This window comes from Bacillus sp. REN16, assembly GCF_020731355.1.
GTDB lineage: Bacteria > Bacillota > Bacilli > Bacillales > Bacillaceae_L > Ferdinandcohnia.
Window position 1 is genome coordinate 120,529 of record NZ_JAJFZK010000005.1, and the last position, 19,622, is coordinate 140,150.

Genomic DNA, 19,622 nt, shown 5'->3' on the forward strand with positions numbered 1-19,622 from the left:
GCTTTTATAGAAATTACAAACCAAGTTGATTGAAGCGGAAATCAACGGTGTAAAAAGCAACAAAGTTTTTGAAAACAGCCACATATATAAAAAACATACAATGGGGAGAGATGAGAAATGGAAAAACAAACTATGAAGCTACCGAAGGACTTTTTCGTGGGAGCTGCAGCTTCAGCATGGCAAACAGAAGGCTGGACAGGGAAAAAGGAATTCCAGGATTCTTACCTAGACCTATGGTATAAAAACAATAAAAATGTATGGCATAACGGCTATGGTCCGGCTGTGGCCACTGATTTTTACAATCGTTACAAAGAAGATGTCGGCTATATGAAGGAAATCGGACTTAGCCATTATCGTACATCGATCAACTGGTCACGCTTTTTAACCGATTATGAAAATGCCATCGTGGATGAGGAATATGCAAGCTATATTGGGAATGTAATAGATGAGTTGATTGCAAATGGTGTGGAGCCGATGATTTGCCTTGAACACTATGAGCAGCCAGGTTCCCTTTTTGAACAATACGGCGGTTGGGGATCCAAGCATGTTGTTGAATTATTTGTAAAATATGCGGAAAAAGTGTTTGAACGCTATGGGGACCGTGTGAAGCATTGGTTTGTATTCAATGAGCCAGTTGTCGTTCAAACCCGCGTATACTTGGATGCCATCCGTTGGCCATTTGAGCAAAACACAAAGAAATGGATGCAATGGAACTATAACAAAGGTCTTGCTACGGCAAAGGTTGTTAAATTGTTTAAGGAAATGGGCTTAAAAGAAAAAACAGGTGCCAAAATTGGGACGATCCTTAATCCAGAGGTTACCTATGCTCGCTCAACCTCAGAACATGATCAAAAGGCAGCAAGAATCTATGATCTCTTCTTCAATCGTGTATTTTTAGATCCTGCGATTAAAGGGGAGTATCCACAAGAATTATTCGAGTTAATGGAAAAACACGAAATTACGTTTGAACATACAGCAGAAGAGCTTCAGCTGATCAAGGAAAATACCGTTGATAATGTTGGGATTAATCTGTATTTCCCACACCGTGTAAAGGCTCGTACATCTGCTTGGAACGAAGAAACACCATTCCATCCAGAATATTATTACGAAAAGCACGAGCTTGCAGGTAAGAAAATGAATCCTTACCGCGGCTGGGAAATCTACCCGCAAATCATGTTTGACATGGCAATGAGAATGAAGGAAGAGTACGGAAACATCGAATGGTTTATTGCCGAAAATGGTATGGGTGTTGAGAACGAAGGCAGATTTAAAAATGAAGAAAATATCATTCAAGACGATTACCGAATCGAATTCATCGGTGAGCATCTAAAATGGCTGATAAAAGCAGTGGAACAGGGTTCAAATTGTAAAGGCTATATGCTTTGGGCCTTCACTGACAACGTATCACCAATGAACGCATTCAAAAATCGCTACGGCCTTGTCTCAATCGATTTAGAAAACAACCGAAACCGTTCACTCAAAAAATCCGCATACTGGTACAAACAGCTCATCGAAACAAAAGAATTCGAAGTCGAAAACGACGACTTCTATAAATAAGCAAACAAGGGGACGGTTCTGCTGTTCCCCTAATTTTTTCCAAAGTAAATGAGGGAAACAACATGAAAAAATACATTGCTTTTGACATCGGAGGAACCTTTGTTAAATGTGGAATTGTGGATGAGAATGCACAGATCCTCCACTCAACGAAGGAGAAGACACCTAAAACTTTTGAAGGCTTATTGGAACTAATCGAAACATATTGCGGGTCATGTCCAGATGCAACAGGTATAGCAATAAGTAGTTGCGGGGCTGTTTCGAATGAAGGTGTGGTTTATGGCTCGAGCGCGCTCCCTTATATCCACGGTCCCAACATAAAAGAACTCGTATCTGAACGTACAAAGCTTCCTGTATTTCACGAAAATGATGCCAACTGTGCAGGCTATGCAGAAGTCTGGAAAGGTGCAGCGAAAGGGAAAAAAGACGTCATGGTGATGGTCATTGGAACCGGAATTGGCGGATCCATTTTTAAAGATGGTCTCCTCCATAAAGGCGCACATCTTCATGGAGGCGAATTTGGATACATGTTATTAACCACAACCTATTCCGACAGCAACGATGTGTGGGCTAGAACCGCATCGACAAAAGCACTTGTCCGGAAGGTTGCAAAAGCAAAACAAGTAGACCCTGAAGAATTATCGGGAGAAGAGATTTTTTCGATGGCTGAATCTGGTGATGAAGATTGCATCAAAGCGGTTGATGAATTCTATCATCTGTTGGCTGTTGGCATTTATAATCTGCAGTTTATCTATGACCCCGAATTGATCCTGATTGGCGGCGGGATCAGTGCACGGGATGATTTGATCATCAATATCAACAAGAGGCTGGATTCCATTGTTTCAGCAATTGACCTTGCAAAAATTAAACCTGCAATTGCCGCCTGTGAACTAAGACAAAATGCCAATTTATTAGGGGCAGTCTACGGATTTATGAAGGAACACGGAAAAGAGGGAATAAAATGATTAAAGCAACAGACAACAATGAATTTTATGAACTAACTAGTCCGACCAGTATGCCAAAGGCTTCTGGGTTTTTATGGAATGACAAGATGATGATTCATGTGAATTGTCGCGGGTATGCCGTTGCACAATTTATGCAACCAGAGCCTGCAAAATATTCATATGCACCCAATTTGGAAGCAAAGACATTTATGCAACCGGAACAACCTTACTATGCTCATCATCCCGGCCGGTTTGTGTTTATAAAGGATGAAGAAAATGGCGACGTTTTTTCTGCACCATATGAACCAATGCGTGTCCTTCCTGATCAGTATTCCTTTTTAGTAGGAAAGGATAAGATCATTTGGAAGGTTCAAAGAAATGATATTCTCGTTGAGATGACGTTGAGTTTACCTAAGGACGAAGCGATGGAGCTTTGGCAGGTGAAGGTGAAAAATCTATCAAATCAAAAACGAAAATTAAGTGTTTATCCTTATTTTACAGTTGGTTATATGTCGTGGATGAATCAGTCGGGCGAATATAACGAAGCATTACAAGGCATTATTTGTACCGCGATTACTCCTTATCAAAAATATCAGGATTATGATAAGATCAAAAACTTTAGTGATAAAACATTTCTAGTGGCCGATCAAAAGCCATTCTCTTGGGAAGTAAGTCAGGAGGCATTTGAAGGAGAAGGTGGAATTACTTTCCCAACAGGCATCCAACAAGCTGAACTCTCAAGAGGGGATGCACGCTACGAAATGCCAACTGCCGTGCTTCAATACAAGCTGGAACTCGATGCTGAAGAGGAAAATGAATATCGTTTCCTATTTGGAGCTGCAAGAACGGATGAGGAGATTTTTAATACTCGCGCTAAGTACTTTGAGAAAAAATCAGAAGACGGTGCAGACGGCTTTGCAAAGGCAGAAGAAGAATATGCAGCGTACATTGCAAAAGGAAAAGGAACTCTACAAATTAAGACACCAGATGCTGATTTAGATAATTTCGTGAATCACTGGCTGCCACGTCAAATGTATTATCATGGTATAACAAATCGCCTATCAACAGATCCGCAAACGCGTAATTATCTTCAAGATAATATGGGGATGAGCTATATTATGCCACAAATGACGAGAGGCGCTTTCCTGACAGCGTTAAGTCAGCAAAAGGAAAGTGGTGCGATGCCAGATGGAATCATTTTGCATCCGGATGCTGAGTTAAAATATATTAACCAAGTCCCACATACGGACCATTGTGTGTGGTTGCCGATTTGCCTAAGCGCTTATTTAGATGAGACAAATGATTATAGTATCCTTGATGAAGTGGTTCCTTTTGAAGGCGGAAACAAAACTGCTACCGTTTTTGAGCATATGAATCTTGCAATGCAATGGTTAATCCGTGACCGTGATGAGCGTGGTCTGAACTATATTAACCAAGGCGACTGGTGTGACCCTATGAATATGGTGGGGTATAAAGGAAAAGGTGTTTCCGGTTGGCTAACAACTGCTTCCGCATATGCGTTTAACACGTGGTCTGAAATTTGTGAAGCAAGTGGACAAAGTGAGCTTAGTAAGGAATACCGTTTGGAAGCAGAAAATACAAACGAGGTCATTAATAAGTATCTTTGGGACGGAGAATGGTACGCACGCGGTATCACCGACGATAATGTCATCTTTGGAGTTAGCAAGGATACGGAAGGCCGGATTTTCTTAAATTCACAAGGCTGGGCAATGTTAAGTGGTGCAGCTGATGAACAGAAAAAACAAAAATTATTACAGGCTGTTATTGACCAGCTAGAAACGCCATATGGAGTTGAAATGCTCGGCCCTGCGTATACAGCGATGCGCGAGGACGTTGGTCGAGTGACTCAAAAACATCCTGGATCAGCGGAAAATGGATCAGTCTATAATCATGCGGCCATCTTCTACATCTATGCGCTATATCAAGCAGGCGAGACAGAAAATGCCTTCCGCTTGCTTCGAAAAATGATTCCAGGTCCAGATGTAGATGATGTCATTCAACGTGGGCAATTACCAGTATTTATTCCAAACTATTACCGTGGTGCCTATCGACAATTCCCACGTACCGCTGGTCGCTCAAGCCACTTATTCAATACAGGAACCGTATCTTGGGTATACCGTTCCCTCATTGATGGCCTGTTTGGATTACAAGGAACAAAGGATGGACTTCGCATTCACCCTCAGCTCCCAGCAAGCTGGAACGAAGCATCCGTAACACGAACCTTTAGAGGGGCAGAACTGCAAATCGACATGAAGCGTGAAGCAAACATTCAAAACGTAGAAGTCTATGTAAATGGGCTGCTTATCGAAGACAGTGTCCTGAAGGATATCGAGGCTGGTGGAGAGTATCGAGTGGTTGTGAAATTGCCGGAGTAAACGAGGGGAGTAAACGAGGGGACGGTTCCGCTGTTCGCCTAATTTCTTCCAGAAGAGTGAACAAGGGGAGTGAACAAGGGGACGGTTCCGCCGTTCCCCTATTTTTTTCCAGTAGATAATTTCTTAGGATAGCCTCAGTTTTGATGGAAATGGAATCAGTTTTTCCCAAAATAAATTTATTATAACAGTATACTAAAGGACCGATTAGCAGAAATCTGTACTAATCGGTCTTTTTTTACAAACCTTGATTTCAAACAAGCGTTTCTTACGTTTAGTCAAGTTGTTTTTTTATAAAATTTTATAATATTTATTGTAGTCGCTGGGGGATTAAAAGGAAACATGACAAATAGACCTATTCATTTACATTTTTTTGAATAGGGCTAGACTTGTGATACTATGTATGTATGACTAAGATTGGGTGGCTAGTCGGTAATCATAGTTTAGGTTGTGGGTAACTAAAAAGAATATATTCTTTAATAGTTTATTCACACAAGCGATAGACGCGACTTTATGACATTTGTTGTAGGATTGCGTTTTTAATTTGTCATAGTAATCAACAATGTGATTGTTGCCGATTCTAATTTAATCATATTTTGTATAATGATGAAAAGCAATTTTCGTAAGTGTTTGTTCCTGTTGGGTTATCGTATAAAATAAGATCAAGGCAGATTGAACGGTTAATAACTGTTCAATCTGCCTTCTTTCGCGGTTCGCGCAAAACTTCCGATTGTTCCTTTAAGAACCGTCCCCCTGTTTCTTTAGAGGGGTTTGCCTTTTTATTTAATTATCACTTGGCTACACCGTAAACATTTGCATTTTTATATTGAGACTTTAACAAGTTGACGATTTCTTGCGCCTGCTTATGTGTAATATTCTCGACGTGAACATTATACGGCCAATCTGAAGGCTTTGGACTTATATCCACAAAATTAGGATCTGCTGTGCGATATTTTCCATCGTGATTTTTCACCATTCTTCTGCCGTCTACAATCAATTCCTCTGTTATTAGAAATGAATGTCCCTTGTCGGATGTGCCGCTCATAATATCCCAACGAGGGGTATCATAGTACCAAAGCCCATCATTTTTTACGGTAAGTTGTTTACCAACATATTCGCTATTTTCAACGATTTTAACATCTACGTTTGAAGGTTTTTCCACTTTGCCAACTTCCTCCTTTTTACCGGTAAATTCCTTTTCAACGTCATTAATAAACTGAGACCATGTGATTCCATATCTATTTAATGCATTTTCAGGGTCACTTCTTCTCTCGGGATCCAGTGTTTTATGTGAGACAATATGTTTTCTAGGCTGTAAATTAAATGTCTTACAAAGATATGCATGGTACCAAACATAACGGTTATAGGATTCTTGAAAATTAATACTACCGCCCCAACACAATTCAACACCTATTGCTGCATCATTTGCATCAGCACCAAAAAGTCGATTATCCGTCGGTTTATTGTATTGTACATGCCATGCTTTTTCATTCAACGGCACAATTTCTAAAATATATTTATCATCAATGAATGTATGAGCACCCGCACTAGGTTGTTGGTTATTGAAATACTTCCAATTCTGATAAGCAGTTGACCCAGGATTGCCAGTGTCATGGGAAACAATAAATCTTACTTGCGCTATGCGCTGGCCACTGCGCGAATTACCTTTTTTAATGTAATCCCTTGTAATCTCGTACATAATTTTCAACTCCTTTATAATAAAGTATGTTGATCTAACAAATCCGTACAGGCAGATACAGTTTTTTAATACAAATGTAAAAAAACTACCTCAAATTGAGATAGCTAACCATAGGGGTGGATCCAATGTTACGTATATGCTCTTCGACTAATCACAATTTTTTTTATTAATACCAATTGATTCCACCTTATTTAACATAGGTGTTTAATTCTGCTTTAATCCTTGATGCATAAACATTATACGTAATACCAATTAATGATAAAGTTAAAATGAGCATTGTTAAGACTGTTCTGTTTCTATTAGAAGGATTAATAAACCCTTTATAATACAATCCCCCTACAAAAATATTAGTAATAAAGGCAATATACAAAAAGGCCATAATCATCTAAATGCCAACTATAAGATAAAATCCTAATGAGATATTTTTTTAAAATGTCTATACTCAGCTTCTTTTACTGGAATAAAATACAATCCTACGATATAAGCAATTGTTCCTGTAACCAACAAAAACATTAATTTACACCCCTTTCTATACATAGTAATACACTATTTGCTCACCTTTTATCAGGGGCGTTAGATATTGTTTCTAAGTCAATCAGCTTATTTATCTAGTTAAGACTTCCATTGTGTGTTGAGATATTCAAAAAAGCATTGATAGAAGAAATAAGGAAAATACAAACTTTGAGTAGAATTGAACTTATTTTAATAAAAAACCAATAGCCTGATTAGTAGCAATCTGTACTAATCGGGTTATTTAAGAAAACCCCGATTTCAAACAATGTTTGTTTAGCGATCAAAACCAATATTGTCATGTGATCTTAGATTCAATTAATCGGTTGTTACAATTAATATTATTAGGAAAAGTGATTTGAAAGCTGGATTGTTATACAATTAATTTAGTAGTCTACTATATATAGTGAATGAAAAATACGAGAAAAATGTTGTGGGGAATTTTTAAAGTTTAAATGGAACTGTTTTTAAATTAAAATAATGGATTCATAATTTAGTTGATTGAGGGGATTGGTCACTATGAAAATTAATCGTATTCATCATATAGCAATAATCTGTTCGGATTATGTAAAGTCCAAAGACTTTTATGTGAATAAGCTAGGTTTTACGGTAGTTAACGAAACTTTTCGAGCAGACCGTGGTTCATACAAGCTTGATTTAGCAGTTGGAGATACATATCAAATTGAGTTGTTCTCTTTTATGGACCCGCCAAAAAGACCTAGTTATCCTGAGGCAGCGGGACTGCGGCATCTTGCATTTGAGGTAGATGATATAGAAGAAGCGGTGGGGGAGTTGAAATCTAAGGAAATCGAAGTGGAAGATATACGTATTGATGAGGTAACAGGTAAGAAATTTACCTTTTTTAGTGATCCTGATGATTTGCCTTTAGAAATTTACGAGAGATAGTCTTATAAAGGGGAACAGGAGAAGATAAGATAGACTCTTGTTCCTGTTCCACTTTGGTCAAAAGATGGTCTACCCTAATTCCCCTTTGTTCAACCGTCTTTGCAATTCTCTAATCACCAGAGAAGGTTTGCTAATCACTCCATCAACAGGTGTTCCAAGTCGTTTTTGTAAGGCAGTAATTGTAATCGGTCCTAGGTACCCGTCTTGCGAAACGCCCAGCCACTTTTGTAAAGCCTTAATTACGAGTGATGGTTTGCTAAGGAAGCCATCTACCGGAGTTCCAAAATATCGTTGGAGGGCCCTAATAGTTTTGGGGCCGAGATAGCCGTCAACCACAAGGTTTTCTTTTGGTGGTTTGACTGGTTGTGGTTTTGGTGCAGGTGTTTGTCCAGAACCAGTACCTGGTCCACCATAACTAACCCCTTCTTCCCGGCAAATCGCGCGTACCACACATTCGTACATCCCTTCACGATAGCTTTTATCCTTGATTTTATCTGATTGTGGACCATCCACAAATTCGTACTCGAGAATCGTCGTTCGACAGGCTCCTGTTAGCCGATGCATATAGTAATAATCGCCGCCTGCTGAATTTTTGCGGGTGTAGACAGGTCGTGGTCTAACGGGATATCCGGCTTTTTTAAATTCCTCAATCAGCATTTGCTCAAACTTGCCGTCAGAATAAATGGAATGGATCGTTTCAACTCCACTACCTCCTCCAGCGTTAAAATGATGTGAAATACATTTCTTGTAATTCTTAACCTTTGTGGTTCTTGGCCCGGGATCTAATGTAACATCACTTGACCTCGTCAAATCACTAGCAATCCCTAATTCGGCTAAACGTTTGTCCACATAAAGTGCTGCCTCTAAAGTATATACTTTCTCTGTATTTCCATTTGCTACTGCGCCAGGGTCACTCCCACCGTGTCCAGCATCTTGAATCCAACTCATCGAAAATCACTCCTTTTCTATTAAATTATGCATACAGAATTTATTGGTACAGGCTCTTACCCTGAAGAGTGTAATAATAGACGAAGGCTAGACGCCCGTTTAAAAAGTCGGATATGGATTAAATACGTAGAGATTGCCACATTGAGCCCCAGTTTTATTTTCTGTTTCATAAGCAGTTAACATATTAAGCTCAAGACATTTCCAAACCATTCGCTTAAACGTCGAGCGGGAAATGGTATGTTCGCTCATGTCCAAGTCCGCGCTACAAATAATCTTTCCCATCGCCCTATGGCAAACCCCTGGGACGTTTGAGGATAATTGAATTAATTGATTCAATCCGCATATTTCTCCTCGTGTGAACCTTTTTTGAAAATCAATCAGCCAAATCTCCATATTAACCTTAAATTCCTGGTAATCCTGAAACTGTGAATACACTTGAATATCCCTTTCAGAACTTATTTTTATTCTCGTCAATACGTGAACCCCCTTTTACCATTTTTATAGTGAATGAACAGTGAAAAAGGGGCATCAATTGTGGATTTTTTAATAGGGGAATATACCTGTACATTATTTTATTTAAGCGAATTTGTTATTATAAAATAAAAAATGCCCGATTAGTAGAAATCTGTACTAATCAGGCATTTTTTGAAAATCGCGATTTCAAACAAACGTTTGTTTAACGGTTTGAGTCGGTGATATTGGGAAACCCTTCATTCAATCAATCGTTTGTTTGGATATTTAATTGTAAGGAAATGGGGATGTGAGACAAACTGTTATACAATTAATTTAGTTGTCTACAATAGAAAAAATGCATTTTCGCCGCCAATATTGGAAAATAGGGACAGGCGACTAATACCACGTCACATTTAGTCTCGCAATATCCTCATCAAATCATAATTTCGGTATTTTTTATTTCGTTTTACATCTGAATCGACAAATAATACGTCTTTTTCTACTAAGGCATTTAGTGCTTTTCGCGCGGTGTTTTGAGAAATTCGAGCATACTTTGATACCTTTGCAGTGTTGGTGAATGGGTCTGAGAAGGTATGAAGCCATACTTTCTTTTCAGATTCTGTTTCGCACAACTTTAACCCTTTGTGTGCAAGTTCTTCTGCCTTATCGAGTTTTTGATTAATTCGATTTGCCATTCGGTCACACGCATGCAGGAAGAATAGAATCCAGCTTCCCCAATCTGGTTGATTTCCCCTTACTCCATTAAGGAGTTTATAATATCTTGCTTTTTCCTTTTCGAGCTCTTCACTTACGAAGAATATTGGTTTTGTAACTAATTTTGATTGCATTAAATACAAAACGATAAGGATTCTTCCTAATCTACCATTCCCATCGAGAAATGGATGAATTGATTCAAATTGAGCATGGATGATCGCAACTTTTATAAGCGGGTCACTAACCTCATTGAAGATGTACTCGCCTTTAGGGATATGGTCAGTAGGTAATTTGATATTGTATGGATGCCCGTTGATAAAGTATTCAAGGTTTTCCATATACTCATTTATCTTTTCTGCTGAAATAGGGATATAGGAAGCATCGGCAATATTTTTAGTTGGCCCTATAAAGTTTTGGATCTTTCTAAAATCACCAGCTGATTGTGTAGAGCCCCTTGCATTATCCATAAGAGTCGCATGTAATTCTTTTATCAATCTTGAGGATATCGGGTAACCAATTTGTATTTGTTCGTAACCTTGTTCAAGTGCCCTTTGATAATTGCTAACCTCTAAAATTTCCCACCGAGGGTTCTTATCGTTTTTTTCCTCAACAACATCAGAAAAAGTAACCTGTGTACCTTCAATTCTAGTCGATTCAACAGATTCACTTAGAGTGAGAATTTGAACCAATGCATCACTCACGATAGAATGATTAAATTTTTCCTCTAAACGGCCTAATTTGTTACTTACAGTAGATAATATACTTAAAATTTTCAGAGCATCATTTGTGTTAACGGAAATAGGCAATTTTTTAACACCTTTTATCGCCACTATTACCACCTCTTTTTCTAAAAAGAATTCTTTATTACAATATTTTCTGGTTTTAACGCAACATTTTAGGAATTTTGAGTTATATACAACCATTATATACCAAAGTATCAAATCTAACACTAAATTAAACTGTTTTTATTTAAGGACAGATATTTATTTGACAAATTTGCAGAAAGGTAAGGAAAATATTCAATGTTGTATTTTAAAGAATAGGGCGTTGTACCCTACCTTATGACCTAAAGGGTAATTCTAATTTCCTATTTTTACTTATTTAGGAAATTCCAGGTGTGGTATGTAGTACTATGTAAATGGTTTGATTTTTGATTGTTATGGAGGAGAGAATACATGAAAAGGCTTTTACTCAGTTTTGTCATGTTGGCGTTGGTGCTGACGGCTTGTTCGAAAGATGAGAGTAAACCGGCGAATGGTGAGGTAGAGGATCCGAAAGCTAAGGAGACAGTGCAAGATACCAAAGAAGTGGAGGAAACAAAAGAATCCTATACCCCAAGGGAAGCTGCCTATTATGAAATTGATGGCATCGAACGTGAGTTAACAGAGATTGAGCAGGAGATGCTGCGTCATCCTGGAATTTTTAGTGGGGAAAATTATGATGAGGCGAAGGTGAAGGTAGCGCTTGACCAGTTGCCAGATGACTTGACTGAGGAACAGTATGTAGAAGAACTGAAATATTTGTTCACAGAGGATTATCATGAGGAACTGGAGACATTACTTACTTTTGATTCAACAATTGAGATTGATATTGATCGGCCGGATGAAACGGTTAATGCGCCAACTTTAAAAAAGGCTCATTATGCAATTCTAGTTGATGCAAGCGGTAGTATGGCGGCAAGAACAGGCGGCAAGACGAGAATGGAGTCTGCGAAGGAAGCTGTCATGGAATTTGCAGAACAAATCCCGGAGAATGCTACGATTTCGCTGCGAGTGTACGGGCACAAAGGCTCAAATAGCAGTGCTGATAAAGGCTTGTCCTGTGATAGCACCGAGGTCTTATATAATAGTAACTTTGAAAAAGCGGGATTTCAAAGTGCGCTGTCTCAAGTAAAGCCGGTTGGGTGGACGCCAATTGCACTCGGTTTACAGATGGTCCAGGGCGATATCCCTGAAGGCACAGACGATGTTGTCGTATATGTGGTTAGTGATGGGATTGAAACATGTGATGGGGACCCAGTACAAGAGGCGAAAAATCTTGTATCAGCTGACATTCAAACAGTGGTAAATATTATTGGTTTTGACGTTGATAATGAGGGCCAGCAGCTTCTTAAAGAAGTAGCCAGTGCTGGAAATGGGGAGTTCACATATGTAAGCTCTGAACAAGATTTGAAAAAGTACATGAGAGCCCAATATGAAGAAATCCAAAAGAGATGGTTGGAATGGAAAGAGGCCGGTAAGGAACAGGCTTATGAAATTAAAGAAGAGAAAAAGGCATTAGCGTATGACACAAAAGAAAGTATGAAAGAAAAAAGCACTCGTGAGAAGGAGCGTATGAAAGAGGCACAGGAGTATCTTAAAGAACGCTTTGAGGACTACGATCATCCGGCACGGAAAATTTTCTCTGACATCGTTGATTACGGAAATGCCAAGTGGCGCTATGCGGTCGATAATGGGAATCGATTGTGGAGAGAAGCAGTTGACAACGGCAACCGCGAATGGCGTGAGTATGTGGACGAGGGGAACGAGAAGATAAGAGAGACGATTGATAAGAAGAATGGGAATTAGGGCTAGGGGAGTTTTCTCCTAGTCTTTTTTTAGCCTTAAGTGGAAATCGATGGGGGAGGTATCGTATCTTAGCGGGGGACGGACGTTTTGTCACAAACGAAATAAAATTTTGCCTTTGCACGAATACTAAAGTTAAATTCACTTAACGCAAAAGCGAGGGATACCATGCAATTCACTACTTATCAAAGTGATATGACAAAATCGACAACCTTTCAGAGGGATTTATCTTCAAATGCCCTGAAGTATATCGCACTCATTGCCATGTTTGTTGATCATCTTGTTGCGGGTTTTATTCCTCAGGAGACGTATGCTGGGTTTGTTTTACGTATTCCTGGTAGGGTTGTCGCACCGATTTTTTGTTATTTTATTGCGATGGGATATTTTTACACATCCAATGTTTACAAGTACATCGAGAGATTGGTTATTTTTGCAGCTATCTCCCATTTTCCGTATGTATTATACTTTAAATTACCGTGGTGGAAAACCACGAGCGTTATGTGGGGATTAGCGTTGGGGTTAATCGCATTGACCGCTGTAAAAAGTGAAAAACTCTCGATTTATGTAAAGTTAGCACTTGTGTTTGTGTGTTGTATGCTCGCGTATCCGGCAGACTGGAATTATGTCGCTGTTTTATGGATCGTGTTTTTTGGCATTTTTCGAGGACAATTCAATAAACAAATCATCAGCTTTGTTTTCATAGGACTTTTTGTGCACATCATCCCTGAAATCACCAGGTTGGGCTGGCATCATGCCTATCAAATTGGAATATTCTTGGCCATTCCATTATTGGTCATGTATAAAGGCCGACGTGGCAGAAAATCAAACCTATTAAAATGGGGCTTTTATGTCTTTTATCCACTTCATTTAATCATTTTATACTTTTTAAAATACTATATATTTGCCTAGTGGAGGTAGTATGAAAAAAATAATTATTGCACTTATTTCGTTAGTATTCGTACTGGCTGCTTGTTCATCTACCGTTGTAGAGGAACCGATTGTTGAAGAAACAGTAGCACCAATTCAGGAAGTTGATCCACTAGAAGAGTTAGAGCCAATCCCAACTCCTGTAAAATACGAAGGTGATTTGGAATTGCCAGTGAACGGGGCAACAGGTTATGCGTCTATCGATTTAAACGTTAAGGCATCTTCCAATACAGAATCTGATACGGTTGTAACGCTAACAGCGGGTACAGCCTTTACTATTGTACAAGAAGAAGGAAATTGGTGGTTTATAAAAACCGCGACCACAGAAGGATGGGTAGACAATACGTATTGTTTCATTAACCTTCCTGATGTAATTCCTTCTATTGTTTATGATAACAGCAATACCTACTCATCTAAATTTGTCTCTTCCGGAAAAACGATTCCGGGAATAACTGGGCAAGCTTTGTACGAGGGAAAAACATTTAATGAGCGACTTGGAAAAGAAGAATTTATTGTTCCTGTATTGTACGCCATGTCAAAAAAAATCTTTCTTGCCCAGCAAGAAGCATTAACGAATGGTAATACATTGGTCATCTATGAAGGATATCGACCATATTCCGCTCAAAAAGCAGTCGTAGAGGCATTGACTGGATTAGCCAATGTGGATAAAAATGTCATGGCGGGGATCAACACGGCTCCATGGAGCACAAATTGGTTTATTGCTACAAGTGTTTCGAACCATCAAATGGGGTATGCAATTGACGTAACTTTGGCTAAAGTTGATTCAAAGGAAGATGTGGCAATAGGTGAATATTTAATTGTCGATATCACCGATTACACGGAATATACAATGCCAACTCCAATACATGAGCTAAGTATGGCATCTAAAACATTCACCAAACCGGTCTCATCATCATCGCCAACTGCATGGAAAAATGCCAAATTAGCGGATAGCATGAATGAATACGCCATTACCCTTCAAAAATATGTAACGAATGCTGGTCTTACACCACTCGCTTCAGAATGGTGGCACTTCAATGATTTAGAGGCAATGAATGCAACAAAACAGCATCCAGGTAAGGGTGGGTATGTTTTAAATGACTGCTTGAGTGTAAGACCCTAGGAGTAAGGGGGACAGCTCATTCGCCCAGCTTCGGACGAATAAGATTTCTTTACTACTGATACAGAAATAAAAAGAATTCCTGAAATTGAATAGGGTGGATCAACTAGGCTCACGATAAAAATGGACGGAATGAGAATCCCGTCCATTTTTGTGCGCTTGGCAGCGCTTCGGACTTACGGGTGAGAGTCCCGAACACACCGTTTGGTGGCGGAAGTGTATAGTTGACAGGTAGTGCGTGTCCGTGAGGAATCGTGCGGAGGTCCTGAAGATAAAACTCGGAATAGGCGGCATAAACCGTGTTGGCTGGCAGAGCGGATAACCTTGCAAAAGATGGGGATGTCCAATACCACCGTGGTTCTGTTAGTTAGGAGGACTAGATTCGAGTGAAAGCCCGATGACGTGACCCAAGGAGGTCTCATCGTCTCCATACCTAGTATGGTAAACCTTATACAAGTCCGTGATGGGCAAGTTAAGATTATGGATGGTGAGAAGTCAGAGCAGGGGATAGTAGTGTATAAGCTTACTGGAAAGGTCGCAAAAGTAAGTGACTCAATTCAGAGTAATTGAGAGGAGCCATAACCCAAAAGGTATGAACTCTATGCGAAGCCCGTCTGTCCATGGAAGAGAAACTGAGTTATCTTAGAATACGTCATGTCCATACAGAAACTGAGAGGATAAATCCTTAGAATCGGGGTCGAACAGAAGGGTAGACCGTATGGGGCGTAGTACTTTATGAATCTGTTGATATTGCCGAGGTTGGGCTAGTCAATCATCAGACCGAAAGGAAAGAAACGGAACATGAACGGAAAGAAAGACAAACAGGGTTTTCGTGAGGGAGTAAAGACTCCACAAAAGAAGAAATGGTATAGTCTCATAGATAAAATATGGTCAATGCCTAACATGGAGGAAGCCTTTAAAGAGGTTAAAAGGAATCGTGGAGCCGCAGGGGTAGATGGAGTAACAATTAAGGCATTTGAATTTGGTGTGGAGGATAATGTACAAATCCTTCAACGCGAATTACGAGAAAAGTCATACAGGCCGAGACCTGTGAAACGTGTATATATTCCAAAGGCCGATGGTTCAAAAAGACCTCTAGGTATCCCAACCGTGAGAGACCGAGTAGTACAGGCTTCTGTGCGTAGAATAATAGAACCAATATTTGAAGCAAAATTTCTTGATTGTAGTTTTGGCTTTCGACCGAACCGAAGTGCACATATGGCATTGGAGAAAATCCGAAAGGATTTAATGGATGGCTATGTGTATGTAATTGATGCAGACTTAAAATCGTACTTTGATACAATTCCGCATGACAAGCTTATGTCTTTGGTTAGAGAAGAAATAGTGGATGGAAGTGTCATTGGACTACTTGAAAGTTTCCTCCAAGCAGGAGTTATGGAGGGCGGTAGTTTCCACCTAAACGAAAAAGGCACTCCACAAGGTGGGTTATGCAAAGCTTAGCATAACCCACCTTATGCAAAGAAAGTAATTATGCAAAGTAATCGATAAAATCCTTATAAAAATCAATAATGTAATGTAATTTTCTTTGCATAATATCCAAAGATGATAAAGAGTTTGATACTCAAAATATCATTTTTGGAGGAATGTTTATGAAAAAAAGAACATTAGAAGAACTGATCCCAAACCTTGAGCAGGAAATGCTACGCCTTGGTTATACGGAAGGAACCATGAATTTCTACCGGAGGCGTTGGCAAATGTTGCTTCAATTCGCTCAGGAAAAAGGTGAAACCCACTATTCTGAAAGATTAGGAATGGAATTTGTTGAAAAGTACTTTCATATTCTAGGGAAAGATTTTAATCGTACGCTCTCACAGTCAGAGACTCAAGAACTTCGTATAATACGAATGTTAGGTGATTTTCAACTACATCATACTATTTTACGTCGGTACTATAAGCATAAGGAAATCCTTACGGATTCGTATTTTATTGAAATTAGTAACCGCTTTAAGCAGTACTGTATAGATAAAGATTATTCAAAAGTTACGATTGACCATTATGTAAAGCAATCTGCACGATTCATGGATTACCTCTTCTCGCAGAAGGTTAAGGATTGTAAAGAAATTAATCTCACAGTTATTAACGACTATATTAAAACTTTGGCCGGCTATACTTACAAAACAGTTGAACAAAATATTTGTTCCATGCGTGCTTTTTTCCGTTTCCTTCTTGAAACTGGAGAAACACAGATCGATTTTGCTTCAAAAACACCTATGGTCCAGGCAAGAAAACAAACTCGTATTCCATCTGTATGGACAGAAGATGAGTTGAAAAAACTATTCGCTGCAATTGACAGAGGAAGTCCAAAAGGGAAAAGGGATTATGCGATTATTCTAATGGCATGTTGCCTCGGTTTGCGGTGTACAGATATAAAAAATTTAAAAATGGAGAACTTCTATTGGGAAGAAAAGAAACTTGTATTTACTCAATCAAAAACAAGACATGCTTTATCTCTTCCATTAACACCGGAGGTGGGCTGGGCAGTCATTGATTATCTGAAATACGGCCGTCCTAAAATAAACAGTTCGTATGTATTTGTAAGACACATGGCGCCATTTGGTCCCTTTTCAGAAGATGATCATCTAAATCAGCTAATTAAAAGGTATATGGAATTAGCACACCTTCCTACTTTGAAAAAAAGAAGAGGTATGCATTCTCTTAGGCATACTATGGCCAGTATGCTTCTTGAACAAGATACACCTCTTTCCACTATTTCAGATATTCTCGGTCATGTGGATACCGACTCAACAGCAGTCTATCTAAAGGTTGATATTAAAAAGCTGAAAGAATGTTCGCTTGATTTTGAGGAGGTACTAAATCATGAGTGATATCATTTATGAAGGACCTTTTAGAAATCATCTCCAAAGTCATGTGGAATTGAAAAAGGCAATCGGCTATATATACGATACAGAAGCGCGCCATCTAAAACGATTTGACATATTTACATTAGAAAAATACCCCCATGCCACCGAACTTACTAAGGAAATCGTATTAGACTGGTGCAGCAAAAAACCTTACGAATCACAGGCGAATTTATGTTCACGTGCATCGTTTATACGCCAATTTGGTAAGTATCTCGATTCCATCGAAGTTAAAACATATATTATCCCTAAGGGATATTTTCCTAAAGAAGAACAATATGTACCATATATATATACTATTGGTGAACTAAAAGGATTTTTTACTGAAACGGAAAATTGCAAATTCTGTTCCGAATGTCCACACAGACATTTAATTATGCCAGTGTTCTTTCGTATGATTTATATGTGTGGCTTGAGGGTATCTGAGGCAAGGTTTCTAAAAATAGCTGATGTTGATCTTGAAAATGGTGTCCTGACCATAAATCAATCTAAAAATGATAACAGTAGGTTGGTACCGATGTCCGCGTCCCTTACGGAACGTTGTCGGCATTATTCAAAAATGGCACATCCTTATCCAAATGCAAAAGATTATTTTTTTCCAGCGCTTGATGGTAAACCGATGACTGCGGGAAATGTGTATAAAAACTTCCGTAAGTTTCTATGGCGAGCTGGAATTTCACACGGCGGAAGAGGACGGGGTCCACGTATTCATGATTTTCGCCACACTTATGCAGTTCATTGTCTGAAAAAATGGTCCGAACAAGAAAAGGATTTAACGGTATATCTTCCGGTACTTAAAACTTATTTAGGCCACGATTCTTTCGAGGAAACAGCTTATTATTTGCGTCTCACTGCGGATGTGTTTCCAGACATTACATTAAAGCTAGAATCACGGTTTCCAGAAATGATTCCTCAGTTGGTAGGTGATACCGATGAAACCTACTGATTTTGCGAAGTACCTTACAGAGTTTCTTTCCGTGTACCTTCCATCCCAGAGAAATGTAAGTAAGAATACAATTCAATCATACCGTGATACATTTAAACTTTTGATTAAGTACTGTCAGGAAATAAAAAGCATTCCAGCAGAAAGAATTACACTAGATATTCTAACAAGCGGGCTGCTTACTGGTTTTCTAGAATGGTTGGAAACGGTTAGAAAGTGCAGCATTTCAACTAGAAATCAGAGGCTTTCAGCGATTCATTCCTTTTTCCGGTATGTTCAGGCCGAAGAACCTTCCGGTCTATTCCATTTTCAAAAGGTAATCGCAATCCCTACCAAAAAGGCAAGAAAAACAGTGGTAGAGCATCTGACACCGGAGGCTATGGAACTACTTCTGAAACAGCCCGACAGGGGCTGCTTTAAAGGACGACGTAATCTTACATTGATGAGTGTTCTATATGATACAGGTGCCAGGGTGCAGGAACTTATTGATATTAAAGTAAGTGATGTAATATTACAAAATCCAGCGGTTATTATATTAACTGGAAAAGGTAACAAGGTAAGACGTGTTCCTCTCCTAAAAAACACAGTATCTTTATTAGAACGCTACATTGTCGAGAACAAACTGGATAAACCATGGAAAAATGAATATCCTCTTTTTACAAACCATCAGAAAAACAAGTTAACTAAAGAAGGGGTTGCCTACATTATTTCCAAATATGTTGAATTATCAAGGAAGACTTCAACTATTGTACCTTCGAAGGTGAAACCTCATATGTTTCGTCACTCGAAGGCAATGCATTTATTACAAGCAGGGGTAAATCTTATATACATTCGGGATTTTCTTGGCCATGTCGATTTAAAAACTACCGAAATCTATGCGAGAGCAGATACAGAAGCGAAAAGGAAGGCTGTCGAAAATGTGTATCCAGATTTAATTGATGGCAATCTTCCCGACTGGAGTAAGGATCAGGCACTTATTACTTGGCTTTCTGAATTAAAGTAGCTATGAAGTTATGCAAAGTAAATGGAGTAAAAGCCTTTATATTTCGGGCTTTAGAACGTTTTCTT

The 19,622-nt window shown here is 39.0% G+C and carries 14 protein-coding genes and 2 pseudogenes; 11 read left to right on the forward strand and 5 right to left on the reverse strand.

Features of this window, described 5'->3' with window-relative positions:
• Positions 1-117: 117 nt before the first annotated feature.
• The 3 genes from LKW28_RS07955 to LKW28_RS07965 all read left to right on the forward strand — a co-directional run bounded on the left by LKW28_RS07955 (position 118) and on the right by LKW28_RS07965 (position 4,894).
• On the forward strand, positions 118-1,557 hold the full coding sequence (locus LKW28_RS07955) for a glycoside hydrolase family 1 protein (RefSeq protein WP_229139825.1): 1,440 nt from the start codon (positions 118-120) through the stop codon (positions 1,555-1,557).
• Between the two features lie 62 nt (positions 1,558-1,619).
• Entirely contained in the window at positions 1,620-2,519 is a 900-nt protein-coding gene (locus LKW28_RS07960) for an ROK family protein (protein WP_229139826.1), read from the forward strand.
• Positions 2,516-4,894: a GH36-type glycosyl hydrolase domain-containing protein gene (locus LKW28_RS07965; protein WP_229139827.1), complete on the forward strand. Its 2,379-nt coding sequence runs from the start codon at positions 2,516-2,518 to the stop codon at positions 4,892-4,894. The genes LKW28_RS07960 and LKW28_RS07965 overlap by 4 nt, the downstream gene beginning before the upstream one ends.
• A gap of 408 nt (positions 4,895-5,302) precedes the next feature.
• Here the strand turns inward: LKW28_RS07965 and LKW28_RS07970 are convergent.
• Both LKW28_RS07970 and LKW28_RS07975 read right to left on the reverse strand, forming a co-directional pair.
• Positions 5,303-5,526: pseudogene (locus LKW28_RS07970) on the reverse strand (IS110 family transposase); the annotation flags it as partial.
• A gap of 554 nt (positions 5,527-6,080) precedes the next feature.
• Positions 6,081-6,590 (reverse strand): annotated as a pseudogene (locus LKW28_RS07975) (N-acetylmuramoyl-L-alanine amidase family protein); the annotation flags it as partial.
• Positions 6,591-7,619: 1,029 nt separating this feature from the next.
• Here LKW28_RS07975 and LKW28_RS07980 point away from each other — a divergent pair.
• A complete protein-coding gene (locus LKW28_RS07980; RefSeq protein WP_229139828.1) occupies positions 7,620-8,006 on the forward strand; it encodes a VOC family protein in 387 nt (128 codons plus the stop codon).
• A gap of 69 nt (positions 8,007-8,075) precedes the next feature.
• On the opposite strand, the gene LKW28_RS07985 is transcribed toward LKW28_RS07980, so the two are convergent.
• The 3 genes from LKW28_RS07985 to LKW28_RS07995 form a co-directional block, all read right to left on the reverse strand.
• On the reverse strand, positions 8,076-8,954 hold the full coding sequence (locus LKW28_RS07985; protein WP_229139829.1) for an N-acetylmuramoyl-L-alanine amidase: 879 nt from the start codon (positions 8,952-8,954) through the stop codon (positions 8,076-8,078).
• A gap of 99 nt (positions 8,955-9,053) precedes the next feature.
• Positions 9,054-9,428, reverse strand: a complete 375-nt coding sequence (locus LKW28_RS07990) for a hypothetical protein (protein ID WP_229139830.1) — start codon at positions 9,426-9,428, stop codon at positions 9,054-9,056.
• 392 nt (positions 9,429-9,820) lie between these two features.
• Positions 9,821-10,951, reverse strand: coding sequence for a Fic family protein (locus tag LKW28_RS07995; RefSeq protein WP_229139831.1), 1,131 nt, complete (start codon positions 10,949-10,951; stop codon positions 9,821-9,823).
• A 345-nt stretch (positions 10,952-11,296) separates the two neighbouring features.
• Between LKW28_RS07995 and LKW28_RS08000 the strand changes: the two genes are divergently transcribed.
• From LKW28_RS08000 to LKW28_RS08030, 7 genes are all read left to right on the forward strand, one after another.
• Positions 11,297-12,688: a VWA domain-containing protein gene (locus LKW28_RS08000; RefSeq protein ID WP_229139832.1), complete on the forward strand. Its 1,392-nt coding sequence runs from the start codon at positions 11,297-11,299 to the stop codon at positions 12,686-12,688.
• Between the two features lie 165 nt (positions 12,689-12,853).
• Entirely contained in the window at positions 12,854-13,594 is a 741-nt protein-coding gene (locus LKW28_RS08005) for a TraX family protein (RefSeq protein ID WP_229139833.1), read from the forward strand.
• Between the two features lie 10 nt (positions 13,595-13,604).
• Entirely contained in the window at positions 13,605-14,735 is a 1,131-nt protein-coding gene (locus LKW28_RS08010; protein ID WP_229139834.1) for a M15 family metallopeptidase, read from the forward strand.
• A gap of 798 nt (positions 14,736-15,533) precedes the next feature.
• The gene (locus LKW28_RS08015; protein WP_229139835.1) at positions 15,534-16,193 is read left to right on the forward strand and encodes a reverse transcriptase domain-containing protein; all 660 of its coding nucleotides are present in this window, start codon (positions 15,534-15,536) and stop codon (positions 16,191-16,193) included.
• A 149-nt stretch (positions 16,194-16,342) separates the two neighbouring features.
• Positions 16,343-17,578, forward strand: coding sequence for a site-specific integrase (locus LKW28_RS08020; RefSeq protein WP_229139836.1), 1,236 nt, complete (start codon positions 16,343-16,345; stop codon positions 17,576-17,578).
• Entirely contained in the window at positions 17,571-18,557 is a 987-nt protein-coding gene (locus LKW28_RS08025) for a tyrosine-type recombinase/integrase (RefSeq protein WP_229139837.1), read from the forward strand. The genes LKW28_RS08020 and LKW28_RS08025 overlap by 8 nt, the downstream gene beginning before the upstream one ends.
• Positions 18,544-19,557, forward strand: a complete 1,014-nt coding sequence (locus tag LKW28_RS08030) for a site-specific integrase (RefSeq protein ID WP_229139838.1) — start codon at positions 18,544-18,546, stop codon at positions 19,555-19,557. Before LKW28_RS08025 ends, LKW28_RS08030 begins: the two co-directional genes overlap by 14 nt.
• Positions 19,558-19,622: the final 65 nt, after the last annotated feature.